Source organism: Perlabentimonas gracilis, from assembly GCF_011174675.1.
Classification (GTDB): domain Bacteria; phylum Bacteroidota; class Bacteroidia; order Bacteroidales; family Tenuifilaceae; genus Perlabentimonas; species Perlabentimonas gracilis.
The window spans coordinates 1-26,004 of record NZ_JAANIG010000007.1; the positions used below are offsets into that span (position 1 = coordinate 1).

The 26,004-nt window shown below is 44.3% G+C and carries 26 protein-coding genes and 1 tRNA gene; 20 read left to right on the plus strand and 7 right to left on the minus strand.

The window, feature by feature from the left end:
* Positions 1 to 190: 190 nt before the first annotated feature.
* From G8O23_RS04560 to G8O23_RS04620, 13 genes are all read left to right on the plus strand, one after another.
* Entirely contained in the window at positions 191 to 742 is a 552-nt protein-coding gene (locus G8O23_RS04560; RefSeq protein ID WP_166362255.1) for a hypothetical protein, read from the plus strand.
* A gap of 83 nt (positions 743 to 825) precedes the next feature.
* Positions 826 to 996, plus strand: coding sequence for a ribbon-helix-helix protein, CopG family (locus G8O23_RS04565; RefSeq protein ID WP_166362257.1), 171 nt, complete (start codon positions 826 to 828; stop codon positions 994 to 996).
* A 51-nt stretch (positions 997 to 1,047) separates the two neighbouring features.
* Positions 1,048 to 3,345: a DUF5906 domain-containing protein gene (locus tag G8O23_RS04570; protein WP_166362259.1), complete on the plus strand. Its 2,298-nt coding sequence runs from the start codon at positions 1,048 to 1,050 to the stop codon at positions 3,343 to 3,345.
* A gap of 678 nt (positions 3,346 to 4,023) precedes the next feature.
* Positions 4,024 to 4,251 (plus strand): hypothetical protein, encoded by a 228-nt coding sequence (locus G8O23_RS04575; RefSeq protein WP_166362261.1) that lies wholly within the window; start codon positions 4,024 to 4,026, stop codon positions 4,249 to 4,251.
* Positions 4,252 to 4,344: 93 nt separating this feature from the next.
* Positions 4,345 to 4,815 (plus strand): hypothetical protein, encoded by a 471-nt coding sequence (locus tag G8O23_RS04580; protein WP_166362263.1) that lies wholly within the window; start codon positions 4,345 to 4,347, stop codon positions 4,813 to 4,815.
* 40 nt (positions 4,816 to 4,855) lie between these two features.
* Positions 4,856 to 5,179, plus strand: a complete 324-nt coding sequence (locus tag G8O23_RS04585; protein ID WP_166362265.1) for a hypothetical protein — start codon at positions 4,856 to 4,858, stop codon at positions 5,177 to 5,179.
* A 161-nt stretch (positions 5,180 to 5,340) separates the two neighbouring features.
* Positions 5,341 to 5,586, plus strand: coding sequence for an AbrB/MazE/SpoVT family DNA-binding domain-containing protein (locus G8O23_RS04590; protein WP_166362267.1), 246 nt, complete (start codon positions 5,341 to 5,343; stop codon positions 5,584 to 5,586).
* The gene (locus tag G8O23_RS04595; RefSeq protein ID WP_166362269.1) at positions 5,577 to 5,903 is read left to right on the plus strand and encodes a type II toxin-antitoxin system PemK/MazF family toxin; all 327 of its coding nucleotides are present in this window, start codon (positions 5,577 to 5,579) and stop codon (positions 5,901 to 5,903) included. The genes G8O23_RS04590 and G8O23_RS04595 overlap by 10 nt, the downstream gene beginning before the upstream one ends.
* 20 nt (positions 5,904 to 5,923) lie before the next feature.
* Positions 5,924 to 6,256 carry a HigA family addiction module antitoxin gene (locus G8O23_RS04600; protein WP_166362271.1) on the plus strand — a complete coding sequence of 111 codons (333 nt, stop codon included), beginning with the start codon at positions 5,924 to 5,926 and terminating at the stop codon, positions 6,254 to 6,256.
* Positions 6,257 to 6,528: 272 nt separating this feature from the next.
* Positions 6,529 to 8,994: a coiled-coil domain-containing protein gene (locus G8O23_RS04605; protein ID WP_166362273.1), complete on the plus strand. Its 2,466-nt coding sequence runs from the start codon at positions 6,529 to 6,531 to the stop codon at positions 8,992 to 8,994.
* Between the two features lie 28 nt (positions 8,995 to 9,022).
* On the plus strand, positions 9,023 to 9,682 hold the full coding sequence (locus G8O23_RS04610) for a hypothetical protein (RefSeq protein WP_166362275.1): 660 nt from the start codon (positions 9,023 to 9,025) through the stop codon (positions 9,680 to 9,682).
* Positions 9,683 to 9,684: 2 nt separating this feature from the next.
* On the plus strand, positions 9,685 to 10,266 hold the full coding sequence (locus tag G8O23_RS04615) for a hypothetical protein (RefSeq protein ID WP_166362277.1): 582 nt from the start codon (positions 9,685 to 9,687) through the stop codon (positions 10,264 to 10,266).
* 11 nt (positions 10,267 to 10,277) lie between these two features.
* The gene (locus G8O23_RS04620; RefSeq protein ID WP_166362279.1) at positions 10,278 to 10,484 is read left to right on the plus strand and encodes a hypothetical protein; all 207 of its coding nucleotides are present in this window, start codon (positions 10,278 to 10,280) and stop codon (positions 10,482 to 10,484) included.
* 458 nt (positions 10,485 to 10,942) lie between these two features.
* Here the strand turns inward: G8O23_RS04620 and G8O23_RS04625 are convergent.
* The 4 genes from G8O23_RS04625 to G8O23_RS04640 form a co-directional block, all read right to left on the minus strand.
* Positions 10,943 to 11,013, minus strand: a tRNA-Gln gene (locus G8O23_RS04625).
* A gap of 86 nt (positions 11,014 to 11,099) precedes the next feature.
* Complete coding sequence (locus tag G8O23_RS04630) at positions 11,100 to 12,674, minus strand: PspC domain-containing protein (RefSeq protein WP_166362281.1); 1,575 nt, start codon at positions 12,672 to 12,674, stop codon at positions 11,100 to 11,102.
* A gap of 10 nt (positions 12,675 to 12,684) precedes the next feature.
* Entirely contained in the window at positions 12,685 to 13,014 is a 330-nt protein-coding gene (locus G8O23_RS04635) for a PadR family transcriptional regulator (RefSeq protein WP_166362283.1), read from the minus strand.
* Positions 13,015 to 13,025: 11 nt separating this feature from the next.
* Positions 13,026 to 13,607 carry a PspC domain-containing protein gene (locus tag G8O23_RS04640; RefSeq protein WP_166362285.1) on the minus strand — a complete coding sequence of 194 codons (582 nt, stop codon included), beginning with the start codon at positions 13,605 to 13,607 and terminating at the stop codon, positions 13,026 to 13,028.
* Between the two features lie 227 nt (positions 13,608 to 13,834).
* Here G8O23_RS04640 and G8O23_RS04645 point away from each other — a divergent pair, with 227 nt between their 5' ends.
* The 7 genes from G8O23_RS04645 (at position 13,835) to G8O23_RS04675 (ending at position 22,205) form a co-directional block, all read left to right on the plus strand.
* Complete coding sequence (locus tag G8O23_RS04645; RefSeq protein WP_166362287.1) at positions 13,835 to 14,656, plus strand: DUF2797 domain-containing protein; 822 nt, start codon at positions 13,835 to 13,837, stop codon at positions 14,654 to 14,656.
* Between the two features lie 271 nt (positions 14,657 to 14,927).
* Positions 14,928 to 16,478 carry an AbgT family transporter gene (locus tag G8O23_RS04650; protein WP_166362289.1) on the plus strand — a complete coding sequence of 517 codons (1,551 nt, stop codon included), beginning with the start codon at positions 14,928 to 14,930 and terminating at the stop codon, positions 16,476 to 16,478.
* 227 nt (positions 16,479 to 16,705) lie between these two features.
* On the plus strand, positions 16,706 to 18,046 hold the full coding sequence (locus G8O23_RS04655) for a TolC family protein (RefSeq protein WP_166362291.1): 1,341 nt from the start codon (positions 16,706 to 16,708) through the stop codon (positions 18,044 to 18,046).
* Between the two features lie 13 nt (positions 18,047 to 18,059).
* Positions 18,060 to 19,349, plus strand: coding sequence for an efflux RND transporter periplasmic adaptor subunit (locus G8O23_RS04660; RefSeq protein WP_166362293.1), 1,290 nt, complete (start codon positions 18,060 to 18,062; stop codon positions 19,347 to 19,349).
* An 11-nt stretch (positions 19,350 to 19,360) separates the two neighbouring features.
* A complete protein-coding gene (gene tsaB, locus G8O23_RS04665; protein ID WP_166362295.1) occupies positions 19,361 to 20,077 on the plus strand; it encodes a tRNA (adenosine(37)-N6)-threonylcarbamoyltransferase complex dimerization subunit type 1 TsaB in 717 nt (238 codons plus the stop codon).
* A 196-nt stretch (positions 20,078 to 20,273) separates the two neighbouring features.
* Positions 20,274 to 20,840, plus strand: coding sequence for an elongation factor P (efp, locus tag G8O23_RS04670; RefSeq protein WP_166362297.1), 567 nt, complete (start codon positions 20,274 to 20,276; stop codon positions 20,838 to 20,840).
* 132 nt (positions 20,841 to 20,972) lie between these two features.
* The gene (locus tag G8O23_RS04675) at positions 20,973 to 22,205 is read left to right on the plus strand and encodes a PP2C family protein-serine/threonine phosphatase (protein ID WP_166362299.1); all 1,233 of its coding nucleotides are present in this window, start codon (positions 20,973 to 20,975) and stop codon (positions 22,203 to 22,205) included.
* A 9-nt stretch (positions 22,206 to 22,214) separates the two neighbouring features.
* Here the strand turns inward: G8O23_RS04675 and G8O23_RS04680 are convergent, their stop codons facing one another.
* Genes G8O23_RS04680 through tyrS form a run of 3 tightly spaced genes read right to left on the minus strand, consistent with a single transcriptional unit; the run spans position 22,215 to position 25,986 of the window.
* Positions 22,215 to 23,669: an O-antigen ligase family protein gene (locus G8O23_RS04680; RefSeq protein ID WP_166362301.1), complete on the minus strand. Its 1,455-nt coding sequence runs from the start codon at positions 23,667 to 23,669 to the stop codon at positions 22,215 to 22,217.
* Positions 23,656 to 24,681: a Wzz/FepE/Etk N-terminal domain-containing protein gene (locus G8O23_RS04685; protein ID WP_166362303.1), complete on the minus strand. Its 1,026-nt coding sequence runs from the start codon at positions 24,679 to 24,681 to the stop codon at positions 23,656 to 23,658. Before G8O23_RS04685 ends, G8O23_RS04680 begins: the two co-directional genes overlap by 14 nt.
* Before the next feature lie 12 nt (positions 24,682 to 24,693).
* Positions 24,694 to 25,986, minus strand: a complete 1,293-nt coding sequence (gene tyrS / locus G8O23_RS04690) for a tyrosine--tRNA ligase (protein ID WP_166362305.1) — start codon at positions 25,984 to 25,986, stop codon at positions 24,694 to 24,696.
* Between the last annotated feature and the right edge of the window lie 18 nt (positions 25,987 to 26,004).

Here is a 26,004-nt window from a genome sequence, read left to right on the forward strand (position 1 = left end):
ACTACTTCAGCTTTTCGCTTTGATGTCCAGTAACTGTTCTTTTTCATACCGTCAGAAATTTAGCAATTTTTCTGCTCGGTTTTAATTGGGGCTAATATACTGTTATTGATTGCTGGACGGAATACCGAGATAATAATGGATGGGAATAATTAGGCCTTTAAAATAAAACACACACCAAAATCTAACAACAATGAAAACAAACAACAACACCAACACAAGCGCAGCACAAGCTGCTAACAGCAGAAACGAGCTAGCCGTAAATGTACCAGAGGCTGCTTATAGGTTTATTGTTTCAACAACCGGATCAGATGCAATAGCGCCAATACCAGAAAGCCATTTTGCCAACGAGATTGTAAATTTCATTGAAACTAAGGCAGCTAAAGCAAAAACGAAACCAGCATGCAGTCCGGGTTCCAATAACCAGCCAACCATTAAGGTTATACTCCCAAACTCCCACTACCCAAAAACAGCCAACCCATTAGCGTTGCAAGGATTTCTAAGCAAAAGGATTTGGGAAAAGTTCAAGGATATATTCGCATCTTATGTAAGAGCATATTTGAACGGTGGTGGGCAAGTGGCTACCGATGCCATATGCGATTTTTGCCAGGTGTACCAGATAGAGATGAGCGATAGCGTAAAAAAATCGCTTTCCAATGCGTGGCACAAGTCGAACGAAAAAAAGAGTTTGAGGAGCAACTTCAGGAACGCAAACTTCCATGATAGTTGTACTAGCGAGCCATAAAACCAACGCCGATTATTTGTCCTTTTTTTGCTGCTGGTGTATGCATAGGTTTACACTCAAGTTTAACAACAAAACCAAACACAATGAAAAAGCTAAAAATTACACCCACCGTCCGCAGAAACAAGCTGTTTCAGTTCCGCATGTCCGAGCGGGAGCACCAGCAGCTCGATGAGCTGTGCAAGAAACACCAGGTAAGTAAAGCCGACCTTATCCGCCAGGCGTTACGAAAGTTCGATCTAGATTTTTTTTTATAAAAAAAAGCATCCCGGTACCCAATCGGAGATGCTTTAAAAACTTACAACCTTATGAACAGGAGCAAAGGTAGCACCAATACACTAGATATCAAAGGGAAAAGGGAAAATAATTCAACGGAATCGGAATATTTTCTCAAAATTATTCGCAGCGAATTACAGTTAGCAGATAAGGATGTTAATATTACTGGTGCTTATCGCGATGAACCCGGGAAGTTAATGAAGCTCCCTTTGTTTAGTCCCTGCAAAGAGGGTTTTAAAATACACTATTTTAGTCCTGAGGGGTATATTCAGGAATACACCAACAGCAACGGAAAACTCAGGAACTATGAGCGTATCCGTTATGCCAAACCCAACCCCAACAAGTATTCACAGCCTGCAGGCTCAGGCGTTTTCCCCTTCATTACCCCTCGAATAATTGAAAAATACAAAGCGGGTGAGAAGATAAAGACCCTTTACCTGGTGGAGGGAGAAAAAAAGGCTATGGCAGGGGATAAGCACCTTGGCCTAGATATAATGGGGATAGGAGGAATTCAGAATTTTGTTGACAAGGACACCAATGAGCTCCACCCGGACATAGTTAAGGTTATTGAAAAGTGTGGGGTGTCAAACGTAGTTTTGCTGTTCGATGCCGACTGCCTTAACATAACCGATGACTTTGAAAAGGATTTGGCAACCAGGCCCACTTCTTTTTACAGTGCCATTAAGAGATTTAAAGAGTACTGTAAACCCCTTAATGTCGATCTTTATTTTACGCATATTTTACCCGATCTAGCGAAAGTGGCCAAAGGTCTCGATGACTTAATAATGCTTCCAGACACAAACAAGGCGCAGCTAAAGAAAGAACTGGGACAGTTCACCACAGGCAAGAGCATGTATCTGCATTGGGATAATATTTCCGATAATTCAATATTTAAGATTTACGGGTATTTCGGTCTAAATAACGTTGATGATTTTTACCGAAAACACGAAAATGAGATTGGTGAAAAGGAGTTTATTTTTCGCAATACAAAGTATTTCTACGATGGAAAGAAACTACAGGTTTCCTGGTATGGCGAAGCCCAGCAATACCTTAGGGTAGGGACCAATTACTATAAGCGTGGCCACTTAATCAATGCACAGGGGAAGACAGAGGAAACACTCCTCAATTGGTCACCCGGCGAAATAAACCGAGACCATTACAATAACAAAGCTTTCTTTAGAGAGATCCCAAAGGTTGACGTTTTTTGCAATGTACCCGACCACACAGAAAACTTCAAGAAGGTCATTACCATTGAACGCGATGGATTAAGAACGCTGGCCTACAATCGATACTTCAAATTGCAGCATCAGCCTAGAGAGGGTGAGTCCCCCTATATTATAAAGTTTTTAAAACACATCGCCAACTCCACAAATCTTAAAGGAGAAAGTCTTTATCCTTTTCTTCTGGATTGGCTAACGCTTTGCTACATTAGGCCCACTCAGATGCTACCAGTTCTTTGCCTTGTTTCTAAGGAGAGGAACACAGGAAAGTCAACCTTTTTGCATTTCTGCAGGCTGCTATTCAATGAGAACGCGACGATACTCGACAACGAGCGATTCACTGGCAAATTTACTTCTCATTACATTTCTAAGCTCATTATTGGCGTGGATGAATCTTTCATTCCTGTGGACAAGGAGCATATGAAAGAGCGCATCAAGAACCTAGCCACGGGAAAGAGGCAATGGCTAGAGTATAAGGGTAAGGATGCCCAGGAAATAGACTTTTTTGGAAAGTTGATTCTTTGCTCGAATAATGAGAGAAATTTTATGCAAATCGACTTAGGGGAAAATAGGCATTGTGTTTTAAAGGTGAATTCCCTGGAGAATGATGACACCCGACTACTCGATAAGATGGAAAAGGAAGTGCCAGCTTTTCTGTATTTTCTAAAGCACAGGCAGCTACACCACATTGAGGAAAAATCTAGATCGTGGTTCGATTTTGATGCCTTCACCACTCAGGCCATGCTCGATGTTCAGGAGACGACTAAGGACAGGATAGAGCGGGAACTGGACGAGCATATACGCGAAGTCTTTAACGCAAATGAGAATGAGAGCGTTTTGGAATTCACACCGAAAGATATTGCGATGCAGCTAAACGATTACTTACCCTATAAAGTGGCACCTACCAGAATAAAGGATATTTTGAGAAATAGGGGTGTCGAACCCGAAAAACTTAAAAAGTATAATCTCTATGGTGTGAGCGGGATCCTAATAACCCATAAAACTGGCACACCCTACCTCTTTGATCGTAAGGATTGGGTGAGAAATGATGAATCGACAGAAAAAGAGACAGTTAACCAAAACAAAGAAAACGATAACTTACCGTTTTAATAAAATGAAAAAATCAGGTAAATTTTTTACATTTTTTACAAAGCCCATAAGCACTGGCATTAGGCTGGTAAAAACCCATATTTTAACTTTTTACATTTTTTACATTTTTTACAATATTGAATATCAATTATTTATAATAATATCTCTTATTATATATCTGAATTACAGCGTTGTAAAAAATGTAAATTTTGTAAAAACCACTTTTTACTACTCTAGCCCTTACCAGTACTGGTTTGTAAAAAATGTAAAAAAAATTGGGTGTTTTTCAAAAATTTCATCATTTAAAAAAATTACACACGGGCGTGGTTACCCCGTGACCCGGCAGGCGTTAGCTAATGACTTTCCGTCGTCTTTAGCTTTGGCTTCGCCTGCCATTTTTAATTTTCGCACAATGAAAACAAGATTACGCTAAAATACTGACACCCCTAAACCCCAAATCTATGCAATGGAAAACTAAACCCAGAGCAGGTTGCCGGCACCCCTCCGAAGTGAGGGAAAAGGTAAAAAAGCGAATGACCGATAAGCGTAAAACCAAATGGTTAGAGGAACATAGAGAGCGAAAGGCAGTCCGATGCAGCAAGATCTAGCAGATCACACCTGACCAACTATTTTGGTTGGTCAGGTCAAAACAAAACAAACGAGATCACAATACTAATTTATAATCAAGAAATTGAAGCCATGGAAAAAACAATCACTTTAAACCCGGAGCAAACACGTCTGCTACACGAAATCTGTTCGTATGCTGATGCGAAAGAGTTAAACAACAAACTTCACCTGATAGGTATTGAAGCCTCGGTAACGGCAGGAGGCTCTTCTGGTGAGGACATTGGTGAGTATTTCAACCTTAAGCAGATGCTGGTTTCCTTCTTGGAATCCGTTGAAAATGATGTGAGGCAACTCAGGTAAATTTATCAGGCCTGACCGATATATGATATCGGTCAGCCTGAACAAAAAAAAACAATCATAAACCGCAATTTTGCGGTTTTAAATCGACCCCAAATGCGCATCCCAGTAGAAGTAAAGGTTAGCCCAATTGTCCGCGAGTGGACGGTTTGTTACTACGGCTCACACGTAATTGTGCCGCGGTATGAGAGCCATTTCGGCTGGCTGCTAAAAATGGTGCTAGAGTTGCCGCCCGTAGATTACAAGTTCCGGAAGTTACCAGAACAAGAGTGCATAACCTTTTTATTGCCTAACGGAAAGATTGGAGAAAACCGCAACTTTAACGTTTACCGTAACTTCCTCTCACCAATGGGCCACCATTTTATTAGCCGAACGCTCTATTTCAACTTTAAATCCATCTTTCACAACTTTATGGTTGGGGCCATACAAAGCGGAGCAAAAACCCAAAAGGAGGCCATTGAAGATTTTTGTATTGTGTATAACCTTCCGCTAAAGCATATAAGTTACGATATGCTAAGAAGAAGCTGGGATCGATCCGAAGAAAAAAAATTCCTTAGAATCACTTAGTACACTTGTCCAGTGGTTTTTTAATTCTAAAAACATAGCCATGGAAACCCCAAAAATGCAATCGCTACTTAGTTTCAACGAGATTGATACCCTAAATTACACCTTGTTTTTTCAGGTTAACGTTATGGAATACTCCCTGAATCACATTGAGAAACGAATTGAAGAGATTGACCAGGAGTGCAAAAGGATTGAGGAAACATTTTTAAGGGTTTATCCGGATGTTAACGATAATCAGCAGGAGTTCTACAGGGAAGAGTATTGCATAAGACACAAAAAGTTGGAAGAGTTTAAATGGTTTTCCAGCCTGTTAAACCTTCAGGTAAAAAGGGTAAGAGCAGCCTTAAATACTAGTGGGTTGAACTGAATTAGCGTAGGGTCCAAGCCAAACAGCGTTTTGCAAACATCTTGGGGTGCTTCGGCCCCTACGCTTGCTTTTGATCTTTAACCCTCAGTATTTTTTTAAAGGAAACTTGTAAATGTAATTATATTGTAATAACTTTGTCTACACAATCAAATATATTTCGTATGGACGTTTCAGTTATACAAATAGGCAACTCTAAGGGTATTCGTTTGGGCAAAGCCCTTCTCGATCGCTATAATATTAGGGATAAGGTTGAGCTAATTTTTGAGAAAGGCTATATCATTCTCAAGCCCAAGGCCACGCCGCGCAAGGGATGGGAAAAGGCTTTTAAGCAGATGCGTCAGAATGAGGACGATAAGCCGTTAATGGACGATATTTTTGAAGACGAAAACCTTGAGGAATGGAGCTAAAGCAGTACGCTATTGTCTTGGTTAACCTTGATCCAACGGTTGGCAGTGAGATTAAGAAAACAAGACCCTGTGTAATTATTTCCCCAGTTGAGATGAATAGGCACTTGAGAACCCTCACCGTTGCACCAATGACAACCCAGTCGAAAAACTATCCAACTAGGGTTCAGGTTAAGGGGCACAACCAGAACAAGGGCTGGGTGGTGATTGACCAGATTAGAACCATAGACAAACAAAGGGTTGTTAAGGCTTTAGGAAGCCTAAACGAGGAGGAAACTCAAAGGGTTAAGATGGTAATCAAGGAAACTTTTGTGGACTGATTCCACAAATTAATTTGTTTATGAAAAGCAAAGAGATAACCCCATTTGAGGCAACGCACCCCGGAACGGTTCTGCTTGACGAGCTGGCAGCCAGAGAGATTTCTCAAAAAGATTTTGCCAACCAAATAGCCGTTTCGCCAACCTACCTAAACGAGGTGATTAAGGGCAAGCGTTCCATTTCTGTCGATTTTGCCCTGCTGCTTGAAAAATCGTTGGGCATTGATGCCGATTACTGGATGCGATTTCAAACCCAGTACGATATCGACCAGGCAAGGCTAAAGGCAAAGAACGTTGAGCGGTTGGCTCGTATCACCACAAAAAAAACCAAAAGGTTTAAGGGAACTAACGTATAGCAAACCTATAGGGCGTATAGTTTCCCATCACATAACCATCACATAAGATCTTCGTAATAGTGTTTCATTATGGAACACTATTTTTTTTTTGCAACTGCTAAGATATACCCACCAATACCTCCCATCATACAGTGTAACCTTCCTCTTTTTGGAGGGAGGTTCATTTCAGTTGGTAAGCACTGCTTATCAACTCTTGCATAATAATTTCGTCCTTTATTAAAACTTAGCCCACAGCTAGTTTTGCTGTATTGTCAAACAAATGAATACAGCAAATGGCACGAAGCGAAATTCTAACTAAAGCCCGCACCTCCATTGAGGTGGACGGCAAGAGCGCCGAAGAGGTGCTCAATGAACTAAAGGCCAAGGCCGATCAGTACACCCGTGCTATGGTCGAAGCGCAAAAAGCCAACGATAAGGTTGGCTTCGATAAGGCCAAGAAATCGGCCAACGAGTACAATACGGCCGTGAAAACCATTGAGAAATCCACCGCCGATGTAAATGCGGTAATGAAAAACCTTTCCGGCGCAACAATGAAGGAGCTGCTGGCCGCCAAGCGTAAGCTAACCGAGCAGATGAAGGGAATGGCCCGAGGTACTGAGGAGTACGCGCGGAAAAGCAAACAGCTCCAATTGGTTAATAAGGAGCTCGGCAAGGTGCGCGCTGAGATGGGAGGGGTTGCCGGCGCCAACCAGGGGATGATTGATAAGATGCGGTCGGGCTTTCTTTGGATGGCCGGGGCTGTTGGTTCTGCAATGGCTCTTTGGCGTGGTTTCACTTCCACCCTTAAAACAACGCAAGGCGGGGGCGATGCTCTAGAGCGCACCCTGCAGGGTGTAAAGGGGGCAACCACAGCCCTGCAACAGACCATTGCGCAAGGCGACTGGAGCAACCTCATATCCAATATGCGCCAGGGCTACGAGGCTGCCAGCAACTACGCCACCGCCCTCGACGAGCTGGCCGATCGAACCCGCGCCGTGGATGTCCGGACGGACGAGCAAAAAAGTGAAATGGAGGAGTTGAGAAATATAATGTCTTCCGTGGAAACCTCTTCCATAGAGCAACGCGAGCAAGCCCAAAATCGATACATGGAGCTGAACCGAGAAATATTAGAGGCCACCAAGAAAAATGCTGACCTGCTTATAAAAGCCGAACGCGATAAACTTATGAAGCAGCATACCCTTGCTGAAGGCGAAGTTGATTTACTGGTTGATTTCGTTCGTGAGTACGACAAGCTAACCGAGGCAGAGTTACTCAACGTAAATAAAGTACTTGCTGCTAAAGAGGAGTTGAACCAAGAGGAGGGCAGAATAACTAGGGCAAGAACCTCCGCCCGAGGGGATCGAATGAGGGAAATGACACAAGATGAGAAAGAAACCTTAGCCATCCTCTCACAGGAAGTGAGAGCAACCAAGGGATTGCTAAACGAAAAGGAACTAGCCTATTATCAATTAAATGATGTGATAGATAAGTTTTCCGATGCTCAGCGCGATAACGTGGCCAAGGCGCTTAAGTCCGTTGCGGCTGCCAAAACTCAGTATGAGAACCTGCAGCGCAATGCTGTTCGCCGTCAGCAAGCATTGGAGCGCGAAAAAAAACAGCGCGATGCAGATGCCCAGAAAGCCGAACTCGAAGCCCTGGAACAGCAGCATCAACTCATACTGCTAGAAATCGACCGTGCCTATCTAGAGGAGCACCATAATAAGGATACCCATAACCAGCAACTTGAAATGGCCGAGTGGGCTCACCAGGAAGCGCGAATAGCCATGTATCGACATTTTAACATGAATACTACTGAGCTAGAAAAGCAACGGGTAGCCCAGCAGATACAAGCTATGGAAGAGTTTAAGCGGGCGCAATTAGCTATAGCGGGGGAGATAATTGGCCAAATGGATTTGGCCAATAAGGCCTCCATTGAGGCCGAATTTGCGGCCGCAGAAAAAGAAATCGCCATTTGGGGTGCAAAATACGAAAAAAGAAGGCAGATGGATGAGGATGCTCAGCGCGACTACGAAGCACGAATGGATACCTATTTGCCAATCATCGAAAAATTTGGCGAAGATTTAGGAGCCGCTGTAGGCGGTTGGGCTACCTCGACGGAGGAGAACTCTGCGGCCCTGGCCAAGGCAATCCTTCTTTCCGCTATTACGGCTCTGGAGGCTGTGGTTGATGTATACTTGGCTGAGGCGCTTATCTCCAGCATTGCGAAGTATGGTGTAGCTGCTGGTACACTTATTGGCGCGTTGCGTGCAGGTGCGATCAAGGCTATATTTGCTGGTGTTAAAGCAAAGGTATCTCAGCGGGAGTATGGGAAATATGATGTTATTGGCGAAGACGATGGGCGCACTTACCGCAATGTACCCTACCAGGGCGACATGAAAACGGGCATATACGGCAAGCCAACCCTAGTTGCCGAGCGTGGCCCCGAACTAATAGTTGACCACGGCACGCTCAGAAACGTTCAGGTGAACTTTCCCGACGTGTTACCTAAGATAAGGGCTAGCATGGTACCCCAGCGAGCCACGGGCAACGTGGCCGAGCGTATTGCCTCCTCCGCCCCTGGCAGCGAAATGAACACCATTCTGGCCAACAACAACAAGGCGCTTAACGCCAACACCGCGCTAATGGCCTCGCTTAGCCAGCAACTAGCCAACGGCATATCGGCCAACATCCACTACGCCAAGATAGAGGACGCCCAGAATAAAGTCGATAAAATCCGAAAAAATGTTTCCAGAAAATAATTAAACTAACCCCCTAACAACTAAAACAATGAAAACAGAAAAACAACCCATCACGCTTGTAGACGAGTCGCAAATTAGGTCCGATTTTCAGGGGCTAAGAATCTTAGCTGGTCAATTGGAACAGTGCAGACATGAATATCTGAAAGTATTTAAATCCTTTGAGGTGGGCAAGCTGCAGGAGCTGTTGTCCACAAGCTATCTAAAAGGCCCTCTTATTAACCAATGGGTGGAAGAGAATGATATCAACCTCTTAGGCCTTAAGCTCGAAAAGGTACTTGCCCAAGGATTGCTCGATACGCCCGACTTTTCAGCGCTTATCGAGCAGATAACAGCTGCCAAAAGGCTTATTGGTCATCTTTCGCCTAGGTACAGCAACCTCCTAAGGGCTAATGCTGGGCTAATATACAACGCCGAGCTGGAACTTTTCCCAACGCCAGAGGAGGGCGAAACCGAAATCTATTCCCTGGTGAAGAGGACTAACACCGTCACGACCGAAACTGACGAGGAGGTTGAGTTTCTTGAAGAAATCGAATACTTTGCTAGGTTGAGAAAAAAGTTCCAAGCCATTGGATTTGTGTTCCATGGCGACATACGTGATATTTGCTGTTGGCACGGGGAAGGCGAAGATACGCTCTACATTCCCCCTCGTACCTTAAGGATTTATCGCGATAGCGTAAACCGAGAGTAGCAATGCCTAACGTGAGTCGTACCGATAAAATTCTACCCATCCTGTTCAGTGAGTCGCACGCCGAGCTCACTGAGCGGGATAGGCAGCTCAAGCTGATGCTGGAGGATATCTTTAATAGATGCCTGCAGCATCCTTACCACACCGATAAGGCAACGGTGGATTACATTATGGAGCGTTGGGATATTGGTAAGACACAGGCTTACCGCTACCTGAATGAGGTTAAGCCTATCCTTGGCAACGTGAAGAACTCTGGCCGTGAATTCCAGCGCTCCCGGGTTATAGAGATGTTCCTAGAGGCGTTCAGTATGGCCCAGGCGCAGGGCCGGCCAAAAGAAATGGCACTGGCTGCAGCCGGGCTGGGCAAGTACACCAAGCTCGACAAGGAGGAGGTTGACCCCGTGGACTGGGACCAAATCCAGCCCCCATCGTGGGAGCCCTCTGCTGATCCAGCCCTGTTGGGTATCCCTGACGTTCCCCAGACACAAAAGGAACTCGACGAGTACAAGCGAAAACTTAGACGAAAATACCTGAGGGAATCGTTTGTTGATGCCGAGATAGTTGACGACACAGACGAAAACCATTAAAAGATAAAACGATGAGTGCCAAACCCAAAACCGTAACGCTGGCAATCCGTGTCCAGCCCGAGGTCAAAAGAGAACTTCAAAAGAAAGCGGACTCCAGAAACGAAACCCTAAGCCAAGCCATTCGCTACTTGCTTATCCTGGGCATTGAACACCTCGAGCTAATCAACGAGGCCTACGACAACGCGCGCAAGGCTATCAAGGAAAGAGATGTGAAGTAGCTTCGTTGCCTTGTATGGGTAGCCAGTGAGCCGCCCATAGGTCAACCCAATGGCAGTCCTAACACGGCTGCCATTATTTTTGCGCCAGCATATTACACAACGGATACACCAAAAGCGGCAGCTTCGCGATAGCGTGTTGCGTGGTATCATTCCCGAACAGAAAGCCCATAGTTTAAAGCGTTAAATACTGTATTACAGGTCTTTAATGTTTTAATAACCGAACTGGGCAAATATTCTTGTCGCTTTTCTGCTGCGCTATTTTAGCGAAACTCTTATGTTTGTTGGGTTGCAGCAAGTTTCTAAAGAGGGTTACAGTTACTCTCTTTCTTATTGATTGAGGTTCGAAAAAAACTTGCTTTTGGCGAGTAAAACGGTTAAGCAGGCAATAAAATGCCCCTAGTCTAGCCCCTAGCAAAAAACAAACCCCTTGAAAATCAATGTTTTCAAGGGGCTTTCTGTTGACCTACAAGGACTCGAACCTTGACCGACAGAACCAAAATCTGCTGTGCTACCATTACACCATAGGTCAGTACCATAATTTGCTTTTCTGCAAAAGCGTGGCAAATATATAAGCTTTTTTTTGAGTGGCAAAAACTTTTTTTCAAAAAATCATATCTACTGCTTAACCAGCCTATTATCATCCATCAGCCAGGTGTTGCCCACCATCTCGTCGGGCCAGCATGAGCAGTACTCCTGGTGGCTGCTAAGGATGTTCTCGAGATTATGCTCGATGTAAATAGCCTTGCCATCGGGCACAAAGATGGTTACCTCTACCTCCTGTACTCGCCATTTATGCGCATAAGGGATGTAAAAGTAGGGGCTTAGCACAAGCCTATCGCCCACCAAGGTATACTCCAGCTTAACGGCATCGGCACTGCTTTTTGCTGTTTGGCGTGTGGCTCCACGGGATTTTTTCACAACCGACATTTCAAATCTATCGCTCTCGCTTTTGGCAATGAATATCTTGGGCTTACCAATAATTTTGGTAAATCCACCGTTGTAAGCAACAGAATAGTCGTCTATCCTAACTATCTTTTCGGGGTTATAGTCGCCATAGTCAAAATCTTCATCGCCAACAAGCCTTAAGGTTCTTGTTGTGGAATCGGCAAGCGAAAGCTCAAACCGCTCCTTTACGCTCTCGCGTATAGTAAAGCTGCGAGCCTGCAGAAAGGTAACCGAGGCAAGCATGAGAACTGCCAAAATCCAGACACTGGCAGCCGTTACAAATATTACGGATCCCCTAACGCTAAACCTAAACACCATGCGTAGCCCCAAAAATATAAGCGTTAGGAATGGGATTAGTACTATTAGAAAAACTGGAATCAAGATCCAAAGCGTTGACCCGATATCGAATGTAGTGGCTAGCAGCTGTCCAATGGTTAGGCCGCTGTGGTTAGGAAGCAAAGCAACCACAATATCGCCCATGAATAGCGAAAGCACCGAGGCCATAATGCCCATGAGCCCAATGCCAATAAACACAACAGCGATAATTGCACCAATTACCTTTGCCAACACCACCAGTACACTACCCAACGAAACGAAAACTCGTCCTAAAGCGCTAAAGAAGCGCTCCATTGCTCCTGCAAATCTGTTTCTGCTCATATTACTACGCACCTTTTCAAACTCACTCTTAACATTCTTCTCCAAATTCGATAGGTTTACCTCTTCGCCTCGCATCTCCATCCGCTGACGCACGGTCTCTGCCTGAGGAAGCACTATCCAAAGAATTATATAGATCACAGCCCCAAGCCCATTGGCCAGCGTGAGCACTGCAAAAAGTATACGAAAAACTAATGGGTCGATATTGAAATATGCACCCAACCCAGCTGCCACACCAGCAACCAGTGCATTCTGAGGGTCGCGGTAGAGCCGATGCTTTGTACTTCGTTCCCGACCTGTAGAGCTTGATTCCTTCTGCCCCCCCATATCCTCGCTAATAATTTGCTCAGGCCTACCAAGGGTGTCAATCACTTCTGTCACCATCTCAATGGTCACTATTTCTTTTCCAGCCAACATCTCTACTAGAAGTTCTGCTGCTCGTTCCTCGAGGTCACTAACCACTTCTTGCGCCTCTTTGTCCGATCCAAAGTGAGCCTTAAGCGACTCAACATACTGTTCCAGCGCGGCGTACGCATCCTCCTCGATGGTGAAGGCAATGCCTCCTAAGCTAATTTTTATTGATTTTTTCATCGTGCTGTTTTTAACCGTTTAACCTGATAGCGTTTACTGTTTTCACCAGCTTGTCCCAGCCCTCCTCGAGCTGTTTAAGGTACTCCTCACCCTGAGGTGTAAGGGCATAGTACTTGCGGGGTGGTCCCTGTGGCGACTCCTCCCATCGATAGCTAAGCAATCCGGCGTTCTTCTGACGGGTTAGCAGCGGATAAAGTGTGCCCTCAACCACCAGCATCTCCTCATTCTTAAGCTGGTTTATCAGGTCGGTTGTGTAGGAGTCGCCCCGCGAGAGAATTGAAAGGATACATAGCTCCAGCACACCCTTTCGCATTTGGGCTTTTGCGTTCTCTGCATTCATATCTTTATCTGTTATTTACGTTGATTTGATGATCCCTGAAATGTTTTACCAATATTCTCGGCGGTAACCGGTTCACCTGTCATCTCGAGCCGTTCGGCCGCTGTGTGTGCTTCAGGTATTACAATCCACAGAATAACATACACAAAAAATCCGCCTCCGCCCCAAAGAGCAGTTATTACGAATAGGATTCGGATAATCACGGGATCAATATTCCAGTAGTACGATAACCCCGACGATACGCCTGCAATTATGGAGTTCTCGGGATCACGATACAACCTCTTCCCTGTGCTGTTGAAAGGCTTACCGCTGGTTGCTCTGTACTCCTTTTGCTCAGCACCCAAATCGGTGGGATCACCCATAATGTCTATCACCCTATCTACTTGGGATAGGTTTATTACATCGTCTGGTTTAGGTGATGCCTCTTTAAAATGCTCTGCAATCCTAGCCTCAATATCGTTCATGATCTCTCGCCTGTCGGGCTCATTGGCAAATCCTGCCTCCAAACGCTTGAGGTACCCGTCCAGCTTTATATACGCATCCTCCTCAAGGCAAAAAACCAATCCACCAAGGCTTACTGTAACTGTTTTTTTCATAATTATACATTGTTTAGGATAGTTCTAACACTTTGCAAATATATACCATTTCTCACTACCTTGCAATACATAGTTGCATAAATTTTAAAATATTTTTCAAGCACCTCCTCATATTGTTGTTTTTGTGGTGATTAGCAAGTATTGATGTTTAAACATTTCCAAACGTTTTCAAAAAATAGAATGAAAAGCCTTACCTTTAGTTCAACATATTTTAAAATGATTTAGTGATGAGTATACTTTTTAGTGGTCAGCTCAACAAGATGAGGTTCCACAATTCGGGTTCAGAATTCATGATCAAACCAAGCTACTACCTGGCCGCCCAAAGCTATGAGGCAAACCTTAACGAGGCCATTGGTAAGAAGTTAACCATAGCCTATGGCGGAAAGATTACTTGCATTAGCTGCGGAAAAGAGACCAAGAAATCCTATGGACAAGGCTATTGCTACCCTTGCTTTATATCGGTACCGCAAACCGAGGAGTGTGTACTAAAGCCTGAGCTTTGCCGTGCACATGAGGGAATAGCCCGCGATATGGAGTTCGCCAAGGAGAATTGCCTTATCGATCAGTACATATATCTAGCCCTATCGGGAGGACTTAAGGTGGGTGTTACCCGGTATCATCAGGTGCCAACACGTTGGGTAGATCAGGGCGCCAACCGAGCAATAAAACTTGCCATTGCAAAAAACCGCCATACAGCAGGGCTTATTGAGGTAGCTCTAAAAAAGATATTGGCCGACAAAACCAACTGGCGCAAAATGCTTATGGGCAACGACGAGCAGCGCTCACTTGCTGATCAAAAAAAGCAAGCGGTTGATTATATAAATCAGCATGGAATTGAATTTACCATAGCCCCCGATGATGAGTACCAAATAGAATACCCTGTTGCATCGTTCCCAACCAAGATTGTATCAAAGGATCTAACTAAAGAACCAATAGTTGAGGGTGTGCTCAAGGGAATAAAGGGGCAATACCTAATTTTTGAGGGAGGATTGGTAATAAATATCCGAAAGCACACCGGGTTTCATGTTAAATTAAAGTTGGATATTTAGGTATACTAACCATTATGTTACGAAACATGAACAGTTTTTTATGCAGCAAAAAACTTCACATAATCATTTAATCGATCTATCTATACATCTGTTTATGTGATTTATACGCAAATCTAGTGTCCAAGCATAACCAACATCAATTAATTAAAAAACAACCCATATTTTGGCTGATGCTTGTAGTAAAATAATATTTTGCGACTTTTTTTAATTTTCTTTGTAGCTATCCCAATTAGGGGCGTATTTCTGACCTTAATCTAATACTTAAGAAGCTATGGCAAAAGAAGGTAAAGTCACCAATGCACCCACCGAGGGCAAAGGATTCCTGGGCTGGATAGAGCGGTTTGGCAATAAGTTACCACATCCATTCTGGATTTTTATTTGGATTTGTATTTTCGTTGTTGCGTTTAGCGGTATAGCTGCGCTTTTGGGCATAAGTGCTGTGGATCCAGCCACTGGCGAAACGATAATGGCCGAAAATCTTGTTTCGGGCAAGGGACTGCGACTGTTCCTTGAGAATATGGTGACCAACTTTGGTCATTTTGCCCCATTCGCCCTTGTACTTGTGATGTTAATGGGTGTTTCGGTTGCCGAAAAATCAGGATTACTTGTTTCTATCCTCAAGTCGCTGGCATTTTCGGTTCCACGAAAAATTATATTCCCAATCATTTTCATAATTGGTGCATCGGGCAATATTGGTTCCGACGCAGGAGTGGTAATAGTTCCGCCCATTGCGGCACTTATATTTGCCCAAATGGGCATTAACCCCATTGCGGGGCTAATTGCTGGATACGCAGGAGCTACAGCGGGCTTTACCGCCAACCTCCTTATTGCGGGAACCGATGTGCTGCTGGCCGGCATAAGCACCGAAATTACCGAGCATTTTGCTCATCTCGATGAGGTTAGCGCCACCTCAAACTGGTACTTCATGATAGCCTCAACCTTTATGCTTGGCCTTGGGGGGGCATTCATAGTTAAGCGGTTTACCATTCCTCGATGCAATAAGTTTGAGATAGCTAATGCCGATGAGGTGATAAGTAAGGACGCCCAGCATATTGTTACCCCAGAGGAGAAAAAGGGAAAGCGCCATGCTGGAATAGCATTCCTGATTTACCTTACGGCAATTTTAATTCTTGTGGTGCCCTCTTGGGCTCCCCTTCGCAATCCAGAAACGGGATCTTTGGTACCCTCGCCATTCCTTAGAGGGTTGGTTCCAATCCTGTTTTTTGCATTTGCAATACCTGGATACTACTACGGAAAGGCTGTTGGTACAATAAAGAGCGGAGCCGATGTGCTGAGGCATATGGAGCAGGGAATGAAGGATCTCTCGGGGTACATCGTGCTGATGCTGATTGTTGCTCAGTTCATCAACCTGTTTCACTGGAGTAATCTGGACACAATACTGGCCATTAAAGGTGCCGACCTACTACAATCTGCCGGACTAACCGGTCCCCTAATGTTTGTTCTGTTCATTATACTGGTAGCATTCCTTAATATATTTATTGGTAGTGGCTCTGCCAAGTGGGCAATCTTCGCACCCATTTTCATCCCCATGCTATCGCAGCTCAACTACAGCCCTGCTTTTGTGCAGCTACTTTACCGTATTGGCGATTCCATTACCAACTGCGTAACACCACTTTACGTGTACTTCCCGCTACTTTTAGGATGGATACATAAGTACAACAAGAATATTGGTATAGGCACAATTGTATCGCTACTTATCCCGTACATGGTTGTTTTGCTTATCATGTGGATTGCCCTTACATTGCTATGGTTCTACTTGGGATTACCCATTGGGGTGGGCGAAACCATATTGATGCAGTAAACAATAGCTGAAATGTAACGAAAGGCAATCCAACACAGGATTGCCTTTTGTGGTTAGCACAGCAACTAATGAGCAATATTAGACCAGATAATCGTAAATAAGATTTTAAACCAAACTGATAATAAATTGGGTAAGGTTTTTGATATAACTAAACCTTTAGCTTTTTTTTACTCAATACTATTGAATAAACATTTATCTTCGTAAATTATTTTGAAACTATACGCCCTATGCTTCGACTTGTTAACCTAATCACAACCCTAGTCTTACTGTTCATTGCAAGCAGTTCTATCGGTCAAGAAACCTGGAGCCTTGAACGTTGCATTGAGTATGCACTTGAGAACAACATTCAGATTAAGCAGCAAGAGCTTAACGTAAAAGTTAGTGAAAACCAGCTGACCCGATCAAAGCTAAGCGCTTACCCTAACCTAAATGCTTCGGTGAACCACAACTACAGCTTTGGTCGGGCTATCGACTATGGCACCAACACCGTTTCGCAGGATATGGAGGCCACAAGCTTCTCGATGAACTCAAATGTAACCCTCTTTAATGGGTTTCAAATAACGAATTCGCGCAAGCAGGATCATTTTAACCTAATGGCCTCCATTAGCGATGTGGAAAAGCTACGCAACAACATCTCGTTGAATATTGCAGCGGCATACTTACAAATTCTTTTCAGCCAGGAGCTTGTTGAAACTGCCAAAAAGCAAGTAGAGCTCACATCGATGCAAATAGAAAGAACCAAGCAGCTGGTAAATGCTGGGAGCCTCCCCGAGGGTAATTTGCTTGAGATTGAGGCTCAGCTCGCATCAGATGAGTTGCAGCTTGTAAACACTCAAAATCAGCTGGAGCTATCGTACCTTACCCTTACACAATTTCTCGACATTAAATCTACCGAGGGGTTTACAATTGAAACCCCTAACCTTACAGGCTTTGATGAAACAATTCCGGCCAGCTCGCCACATAATGTGTTCGATCAGGCAGTGAACTTTCTACCTCAAATTAAAGGTGCTAGCCTAAGGGTAAATAGTGCTGAAAAGGGTGTTCAAATTGCCAAAGGAGGGCAAAGCCCAAGGCTATCGTTGGGAACCAGCTACAGCTCAGGTTCACGCCGATTTCTTAAAAGCAATCCTCTTGTGTCCGAAGATCCCTTTATGGATCAGATAAAGGATAATGCAAGTTTAAGCATTGGGCTAAGCTTATCTATACCAATTTTCAACGGTTGGCAAGTGAAAACCTCTATCTCCAATGCTTTTATTTCGCTCGATAATGCCCGCTACAACCTAGAGCAAGAGAAAAACATATTGTACAAAGATATACAGCAAGCATACACCGACGCATTGGCTGCGCTAAAAAAATTCAAAGCATCTGAAAAAAGCGTTAAGGCTCTCGAGGAGGCATTCCGATACGCTGAGCATCGTTTTAATCTGGGCTTGGTTAACTCCCTGGACTACACTACAGCCAAAACCCGCCTAACCAAAGCAGAGGCCGACTTGCTTAGCGCTAAGTACGAATTCATATTCAAATCGAAAATACTCGACTTCTACCAAGGTAACCCTTTAAGCCTATAATCATACAAAAGCCATGAAACGAAAAAATTTATTACGATACCTAATCATTGCCGTTGTAATACTAATAGTATTAGCCATAATTGGAAAAAAATCGGGCAAATTCGGAAAACCCGAGACCATTGATGTTGTTGTTGAAAAGCCTGAGCTTAGAACCATTATCGAAAGTATATCTGCAAACGGTAAAATTCAACCAGAGGTTGAGGTGAAGATAAGCCCAGAGGTGTCGGGCGAAATAATTGAGCTACCCATAAAAGAGGGAGATAACGTTACCCGTGGCCAGCTGCTTTGCCGCATCAAGCCCGACACATACATCTCGATGAGAGAACGCGCCGAAGCCGCAGTAAACTCGGCCAAAGCCCGATTAACACAGGCACAGGCGCAGCTGCAACAGTCGGAGCTTGCATACAATCGCAACAAGAAACTATTTGAGCAGAAAGCCATCTCTGAGTCTGACTTTGAGAATGTAAAAACCAGCTATCAGGTAGCGCAAGCCGATGTAAAAGCGGCTCTATTTAATGTGGAGAGCGCCGAAGCCTCGCTAAAAGAAGCCACTGAAAATCTTAACAAAACAACCATTTACGCTCCCATGAGCGGTACAATATCGAAGCTAAGCGTAGAGCTGGGCGAACGTGTTGTGGGAACAGCTCAAATGGCGGGAACAGAAATTCTGCGGATTGCCGATTTATCGCGAATGGAGGCAAGGGTTAGCGTTAATGAGAACGATATTGTTAGGGTAAAGCTTAGGGACACATCGCTGATTTATGTAGATGCATACCCCGACCAAACCTTTAAGGGTGTGGTTACGCAAATAGCCAACTCGGCCAGCGTTACAGGTGTGGCTACCGACCAGGTTACAACCTTTGAGGTGCGAATATTCCTTTTGGAGAACTCATACAGCCATCTGTTCAAACAGAACCAGCCAAACCCATTCAGGCCAGGAATGTCAACTACTGTTGATATTCAAACCATTACCAAAGCTAATATTCTCACTATTCCCATCCAAGCGGTTACAACGCGCAACGATACTATCCCCGTAATGGGAGGTAACGATATGACAGAAACACCTAAAGATGCTACTGCCGATAACGCTCCAAAGCAAATAGAGGTTGTGTTTGTTGCCGTTGGCGATACCGCAAGGCTAGTTAGGGTAACCACGGGTATACAGGACAACCGCAACATTGAGATTACCAGCGGTCTCGAAGGTGAAGAGGAGGTTGTGGTTGCTCCCTTTAGCGCAATTTCACGCAGGCTTGAGGATGGCAAACTAGTTAAAAAGGTAGAACAAGGGAAGCTATTCCAGTAATTAAACGAACTATGAAACCGATCCTTTGCATTGAATCGGGTACTAATACATGCTCAGTAGCTCTTGGTTTTAGCCAGGAGCTATTGGGTATAATGGAAAACCACGAACCAAACAACAACCACGCAAAAAATCTTACGGCTTTTTCGCAAGAGCTACTAAGGGTACAAGGATTAAAAGCTACCGATCTGGCTGCTGTTGCGGTAAGTAAAGGACCCGGATCGTACACAGGTCTGCGCATTGGCGTTTCGGCTGCTAAGGGCATATGCTATGGCGCAGGCATTCCGCTTATTGCCATTGGCAGCCTAAATTCGATGACCTATGGAGCACTCGAATGGCTTCAGGATAACAACCCAAGCTTTACCCCCGATATAATTTGCCCATTGATTGATGCCCGGAGGATGGAGGTTTACACTCAACTTTTCGATATGAACGGAAAGAGTATTTCCGAGGTGGAGGCAAAAATTCTTGATGCCAATTCGTTTAGCGAAATGCTAAAATCGAAAAGGATGCTTTTTCTGGGTAACGGCTCGCAAAAGGCTAAAGAAATTATTACGTCTGCCAACGCCTCATTCGTTGACAACTTTTTACCATCGGCCAAGTATATGCTACCCTTGGCAACCAAGTGCATTGAGCAGCAACTATTTGAAGATGTGGCATACTTTGAACCGCTGTATTTAAAAGATTTTGTTGCTACCGTGGCCAAAAACAAGGTACTTGGGAGTAAGTAGTGCTTAATTCTACAACCAATAATGGTTGAATGCAACTATCACTTGTTACTGATGTTGCAACTTATTGCAACAATGGAGTTGGGGCTCTAACCATCGAAATATCAAAACAAAACATCAAAAAAAATGATAAAACAGCCCCTCCCAAAAACCTATTTTACTATTTTTGCTCCAAATTTAAAACTGTAGATAAATAGATATGGCAACAACAGCAGATTTTAGAAACGGATTGTGTATAGAGTTTAATGGCAAGCTTTACACCATTGTGCAGTTTCAGCATGTAAAACCTGGCAAAGGCGCCGCCTTTGTACGCACCAAGATGAAAAACCTAGAAACAGGTAAAATACTGGAGAATACCTTTAATGCTGGGGTAAAGATAAACACCGTTCGCATTGAACGTCGTCCCTACCAGTTCCTTTACAAGGACGAAACGGGCTATCACTTTATGCATCTTGAAACCTTTGAGCAGATTACCCTACAAGAAGAGCAAGTGGATGGTACCGATCTAATTAAAGAGGGGCAAGGCGTTGAGATAATGGTGCATGCCGAAAACGAGGCAGTACTTTCATGCGAATTACCCCCCTTTGTAGAGCTTGAGGTAACCTATACCGAACCGGGCCTTAGAGGCGACACCGCTTCGTCAACAGCCCTTAAGCAAGCCACCGTTGAGACAGGTGCAACCATAAACGTGCCGCTCTTCATTGAGATTGGCCAGAAAATCAAGATAGACACCCGCACCCGCGATTACTCCGAAAGAGTAAAATAGTAGACAATACTAGTGAAATTCAAATTTATCCCCATAAACTTACCTTGGGGATAGATTTATTTTGTATCTTATCCTTTTAATTTTAAGCGCATAATTCATTGTTAGGGCTGTAATAAACGAACCTTAGGTGTTATGTCATTCAATTCGTCCAAGCGACTAAAGCTCAGCACGTTCAAGCTCAACACCCTACTTAGCATGGCGCAAGCCATAAGTGGCGAGATGAGGACTGAAGATCTAATGGATAGGATGCGAACAATCCTTAACGAGGATCTGGAGATTGACCGGGTGCTCTTTTTTAAGTTCGAGGAGAAATGGCAGCTACTACTTTCAACTAACTGCCCCGAGAGCATCAGCTCACAAATTGATCCGGATAAAGATCTGCTTTGCTTCGATGATATTACCTTTGTTAGTACCTCGGCCAATAGGGTTTTACAGGAGTTCGACATTATAATTCCTGTGGTGCAGAACAATCAGGCTCTTGCCTATATTCTTATAGCCGACACCAAGGATCAGGCAAAAGGTGTAAGTGCAACAATTAAGCACCTCAACTTTGTACAAACCCTGTCCATCATCATTTTTGTTGCCATCGAGAACCTTAGGCTTTTCCACAAAACGCTGGAGCAGGAGGCCATGAAGAAGGAGCTGGAGCTGGCCTCAAAAATGCAGAACTTGCTTATCCCTAATCAGGAGAATCTACCCCAAACCAACAACGTTAAAATCCACTCATACTACCACCCCCACGCTGAGGTTGGTGGCGATTTTTACGATGTTATTCCGCTTGAACGCGACGAGATTGGCTTCTGTATTGCTGATGTGTCGGGTAAGGGAATGGCTGCAGCCATCCTTATGTCTAACTTTCAGGCCAACCTCAGTGCACTTTTCACCTACGACATTACGCTCACTGGCCTGGTTGAGAAGCTTAATACCAGGGTGCTGGATGCTGCAAAGGGTGAACGATTTATCACCCTATTCATTGGGCGGTATAACCCAAACCGAAAAACCCTTGAATATATTAACGCAGGGCACAACCCCCCAATTTTTTACGATTCCAAAACCAAAGAGTGTCACCAGCTTACCAGTGGTTGTGTAGGGCTTGGAATGGTTGACGACATTCCGGTTATGAACGTTGGCTCCCTTAGAGTTACCTCCCCATCAAAACTTATATGCTACACCGACGGACTAGTTGAATTCGCTAAAGAAGGTAAGGTGGTTATGGATCATAGCATTGTAGAGAACTGCATTGGCAACCAAGGAAATATTGCCGACAATGTGAATGAAATTGTAAGGGTACGTGTTGAGGAGGAGGAGTCGAATATCATTCAAATTTTCGATGATATATCTATCCTAGGATTTGAGTTCAGGTAGCTTATCGCCTTAATTAAGAGTATTATCACCAGCAGCCAACTGCTTTGCCCTATGCTCTAGGGCTACTATTACTGCCATAAATCCCCAGAACACAGCCGCAATTTTATCGGCATCGAGGAAGTTGTTTAGGAAACTGTGGAAAACATAGGTTACAAGCCCAACCAAGCAGGCAATGGCAATATTTCTATCCTTTTTGCCAATTTTTGGGTTAACAATAAGCCTTAGTCCTGTTGCTAGAATAAAAACAATTATAAGCACAAACCCCAGCAAGGCAGGCCATCCAGCCTCAGACATAAGCCCTAGATACTCGCTATGGGCATTACCCCCAGTGCCAAAATTTGTGCTAATTATGGTTTTGTTGTAGCTCATTTGGAATGGAGCGTACTGAAACTGATAGGTGCCTGGGCCCCAACCAAAAAATGGCCTTTCGTTAAACATAGCCAAAGCAGCATCCCACCTATTGATGCGCTCTAGGTTAGAGGCATCGGATTTAATATTAATAATAGATTGAATATGCTCCGTAAGATCGCCACTGGAATCGGTTGTATTACGTTCCAATCGCCACATTATATCATCCTGAAAAATAAAGAATACCGCCAGCATAACCCCAAGGGTAATGATAATACTTCGAAAACGGATTTTGAATAGGATAAGAAACCATACTCCCGCCCCAACAACTAAACTTAACCATGCAGCCCTGGAATACGACAAAACCAACGCCACAACAAAAAAGCCCGATAAAGCCCACAATAATCCCTTAAGTAGCCCTTTGGAAGTATTAACAGCCAAAGCAATGGTTACTGGAATTACAAAGGCAAGAGCCGCACCGTACGAGGTATGATCGATAAAGAAGGGTGCCGATGCGCCGTGGGCCACCTTATGATCGAAAAGGCCATACTGTGCCTGCTTAACAAGACTTAACAGAGACACAGCCAGCAACCCAAGCGAATACAAATACAGAAAACGGTTAATATTCTTTCTGTTATCGACAAAAAGAACGTATGCCAAGTAGAAGAATATGCCAATAAACCACACCCTAACCAAAAAATACTTGATGGATACCACTGGCATCTCGCTGGTTACCGAAGTAATTAGCAGCCACCCCAAATAAAACAGTATGGCCAGAAATACGGGATGCTCCATCAGTTCTCGCCTAAAATATCGCTCCCTAAACGATTTTAATATCAGCATAAATAGCAGGAACACCAGCATGGGCTCCGTTGGGAACCAAAAATCAAAGGGTAATCCGGGAATTAACCTGCGTAAAGGGATTGAGAGAGGAGCCAATAGAGCCAGCGCAAAGAATAGTTTGGTAGGTGCAAAGAATACCCATACGGCAACCAGAAGCAATAGCGGTATTGCACTTGCCACGAACGATTGCTTGTACAACAAGAAGCTATTGGCCGCAACGAATAACAGGCTAAGAAGAACAACAAGCCATATTTCAAGCTTACTCCTGTGCAACGCGGGGTGGATTTATCGATTTTCTAAAGAAATCGATCAGTACAAACAGGAACAAAGAGAAAAATAATGCCGATAGGGTGGCCGCCATAACAATAATCATTTTTTTTGGTTTGGCCTTTTTGTCGGCGGGGTAGGCCCAGTCTATAACAAACTGCGAGGGGATTATACCCTCCGCCTCGGCCCTTAGTATGTGTAGATTTTCCTGCATATCCTTTAGCTGCAGCGACTTGTACTGCACATCGTTAAAAAAGCGCGTAAAACGGGCACCGTGCGCTGCCAACTCGTCCATATACTTCTCGATACGCGAAGTAACGGAGGTACTATTGTTTGCCAAAGCCTCGGCATATACCCTAGTAACTTCCTTTGCTTGGTATGGCAAATCGAGCACTCCTTTGGACATTACAAACGATAAGCTATCATCAATCATGTATGCCTCCGACAGGGTTTGCTGGTAGTGATACTCCAACACATCGAGGGCTTTTTGCGCTACTAGGCGCTTGGCCTCACGGGTTAGGCTATCGGCTGTAACCACAATGGCATTGGCCAGCTTGGCTGCCATAAGGGGGTCGTTATCGTAAACCTCAATCATAACCGAGCGATACCGCGATGGTCTGAATGAAATGTTACTATTGTACGCACCATTAACCTTATGCCACGCAAACTTTTCGTCGGGATTAATGCCGTAATGTTCAAACAGGTTAAATTCAATAATAATATGCCTGCGCAACCTTTCCGACGAAAGGACCTGAATGAGGTGTTCCACCTCCTCGTCGTCGCCAAAAACGGTAAGTCCTTTGGCACGAGATGCCACAAACACATCTTTAGCCGCCTGTGTTGATGCAGCCGGAATAAGCACAGCCGTTGATTTAAACTGAGGCGTTATTAGGAATGAAACCACTAACGATACCGCAAAGGCAACAGCTCCTATAAGGATGAAAACCATTCGCCGTTGCCAAATCATCTGAATTAGGTTTGTTCCATTCAGATTAAAATCGGGTAGTTCCTTTTCCATTGCTCAACTCTTTTAGTCTACTTTTATTAGAAAGTAATTCTTTTTACCTTTCTGAACCAGCAAGTACTTGTCGTTAATAAGTCTAGTGGCGTCAATTACCATGTCGGAATCTTCAATCTTCTCCTTGTTAATGCTTACACCCCCGCCCTTAACCGTTCTTCTTAAATCGCCTTTGGATGGAAAAATATCGCTTTTCTCGGCCGCCAATTCTGAGAATGGAATTCCACTGGTGATTATCTCTCTTGATATGTTGAACAAGGGCACACCTTCAAAAACGGATAAAAAAGTGTTTTCGTCTATCCTATGCAAAATATCGGAGGTTGATTTACCAAAAAGGATTTGCGATGCCTCAACGGCTGTGTTGTAATCCTCCTCGGTGTGCACCATGGTGGTTAATTCCTTAGCCAGCACCTTCTGCAGCTTACGCTCATGGGGTGCCTGCTGATGCTCGGCCACCAGCTGCTCAACCGTTTGCTGAGTAAGCAGAGTAAATATTTTGATGTACTTCTCGGCATCCTCGTCGGAGGTATTTAGCCAGAATTGGTAGAACTTGTAGGGCGAAGTAAGGTTTCGGTCAAGCCAAACATTACCCTCCTCGGTTTTACCAAACTTACCACCATCGGCTTTGGTTATAAGTGGGCACGTAAGGGCAAACGCTTCTCCACCCAACTTGCGGCGGATAAGCTCTGTACCCGTGGTGATATTGCCCCACTGATCGGAACCACCCATCTGTAATTTGCACCCATTGGCTTGGTATAGGTGAAGAAAATCGGTGCCCTGCACCAGCTGATATGTAAACTCGGTAAACGACAGACCAGCACCAGCCTCACCGCTAATGCGTTTCTTCACCGAATCCTTGCTCATCATGTAATTTACGGTAATATGCTTGCCGATATCGCGGATAAAGTCGAGGAAAGAAAACTCCTTCATCCAATCGTAGTTGTTTACCATAACAGCAGCATTGGGCTCGCTCGAGTCGAAATCGAGGAAGCGAGAAAGTTGACTCTTTAGGCACTCCTGGTTATGCCTTAGGGTCTTTTCGTCGAGCAGATTCCGCTCCTGCGATTTCCCTGATGGGTCGCCAATCATCCCGGTTGCACCACCTACCAGCACAACGGGTTTATGCCCACAACGCTGAAGGTGTTTAAGCATCATAACGGATACTAGATGGCCAATGTGTAGCGAATCGGCCGTGGGGTCAATTCCCACGTAGGCAGTGGTCATCTCCTTCTGGAGCTGCTCCTCGGTGCCGGGCATCATATCGTGAATCATGCCTCGCCACTGTAATTCTTGTACAAAATTCATGGTAATAAAAATTTTGGG

Excerpts from the sequence above, each read along its gene's own strand:
- G8O23_RS04560 (WP_166362255.1), top strand. The coding sequence starts at position 191 with ATGAAAACAAACAACAACACCAACACAAGCGCAGCACAAGCTGCTAAC.
- G8O23_RS04565 (WP_166362257.1), top strand. The coding sequence starts at position 826 with ATGAAAAAGCTAAAAATTACACCCACCGTCCGCAGAAACAAGCTGTTT.
- G8O23_RS04570 (WP_166362259.1), top strand. The coding sequence starts at position 1,048 with ATGAACAGGAGCAAAGGTAGCACCAATACACTAGATATCAAAGGGAAA.
- G8O23_RS04575 (WP_166362261.1), top strand. The coding sequence starts at position 4,024 with ATGGAAAAAACAATCACTTTAAACCCGGAGCAAACACGTCTGCTACAC.
- G8O23_RS04580 (WP_166362263.1), top strand. The coding sequence starts at position 4,345 with ATGCGCATCCCAGTAGAAGTAAAGGTTAGCCCAATTGTCCGCGAGTGG.
- G8O23_RS04585 (WP_166362265.1), top strand. The coding sequence starts at position 4,856 with ATGGAAACCCCAAAAATGCAATCGCTACTTAGTTTCAACGAGATTGAT.
- G8O23_RS04590 (WP_166362267.1), top strand. The coding sequence starts at position 5,341 with ATGGACGTTTCAGTTATACAAATAGGCAACTCTAAGGGTATTCGTTTG.
- G8O23_RS04595 (WP_166362269.1), top strand. The coding sequence starts at position 5,577 with ATGGAGCTAAAGCAGTACGCTATTGTCTTGGTTAACCTTGATCCAACG.
- G8O23_RS04600 (WP_166362271.1), top strand. The coding sequence starts at position 5,924 with ATGAAAAGCAAAGAGATAACCCCATTTGAGGCAACGCACCCCGGAACG.
- G8O23_RS04605 (WP_166362273.1), top strand. The coding sequence starts at position 6,529 with ATGGCACGAAGCGAAATTCTAACTAAAGCCCGCACCTCCATTGAGGTG.
- G8O23_RS04610 (WP_166362275.1), top strand. The coding sequence starts at position 9,023 with ATGAAAACAGAAAAACAACCCATCACGCTTGTAGACGAGTCGCAAATT.
- G8O23_RS04615 (WP_166362277.1), top strand. The coding sequence starts at position 9,685 with ATGCCTAACGTGAGTCGTACCGATAAAATTCTACCCATCCTGTTCAGT.
- G8O23_RS04620 (WP_166362279.1), top strand. The coding sequence starts at position 10,278 with ATGAGTGCCAAACCCAAAACCGTAACGCTGGCAATCCGTGTCCAGCCC.
- G8O23_RS04630 (WP_166362281.1), bottom strand. The coding sequence starts at position 12,674 with ATGAAAAAATCAATAAAAATTAGCTTAGGAGGCATTGCCTTCACCATC.
- G8O23_RS04635 (WP_166362283.1), bottom strand. The coding sequence starts at position 13,014 with ATGAATGCAGAGAACGCAAAAGCCCAAATGCGAAAGGGTGTGCTGGAG.
- G8O23_RS04640 (WP_166362285.1), bottom strand. The coding sequence starts at position 13,607 with ATGAAAAAAACAGTTACAGTAAGCCTTGGTGGATTGGTTTTTTGCCTT.
- G8O23_RS04645 (WP_166362287.1), top strand. The coding sequence starts at position 13,835 with ATGAGTATACTTTTTAGTGGTCAGCTCAACAAGATGAGGTTCCACAAT.
- G8O23_RS04650 (WP_166362289.1), top strand. The coding sequence starts at position 14,928 with ATGGCAAAAGAAGGTAAAGTCACCAATGCACCCACCGAGGGCAAAGGA.
- G8O23_RS04655 (WP_166362291.1), top strand. The coding sequence starts at position 16,706 with ATGCTTCGACTTGTTAACCTAATCACAACCCTAGTCTTACTGTTCATT.
- G8O23_RS04660 (WP_166362293.1), top strand. The coding sequence starts at position 18,060 with ATGAAACGAAAAAATTTATTACGATACCTAATCATTGCCGTTGTAATA.
- tsaB (WP_166362295.1), top strand. The coding sequence starts at position 19,361 with ATGAAACCGATCCTTTGCATTGAATCGGGTACTAATACATGCTCAGTA.
- efp (WP_166362297.1), top strand. The coding sequence starts at position 20,274 with ATGGCAACAACAGCAGATTTTAGAAACGGATTGTGTATAGAGTTTAAT.
- G8O23_RS04675 (WP_166362299.1), top strand. The coding sequence starts at position 20,973 with ATGTCATTCAATTCGTCCAAGCGACTAAAGCTCAGCACGTTCAAGCTC.
- G8O23_RS04685 (WP_166362303.1), bottom strand. The coding sequence starts at position 24,681 with ATGGAAAAGGAACTACCCGATTTTAATCTGAATGGAACAAACCTAATT.
- tyrS (WP_166362305.1), bottom strand. The coding sequence starts at position 25,986 with ATGAATTTTGTACAAGAATTACAGTGGCGAGGCATGATTCACGATATG.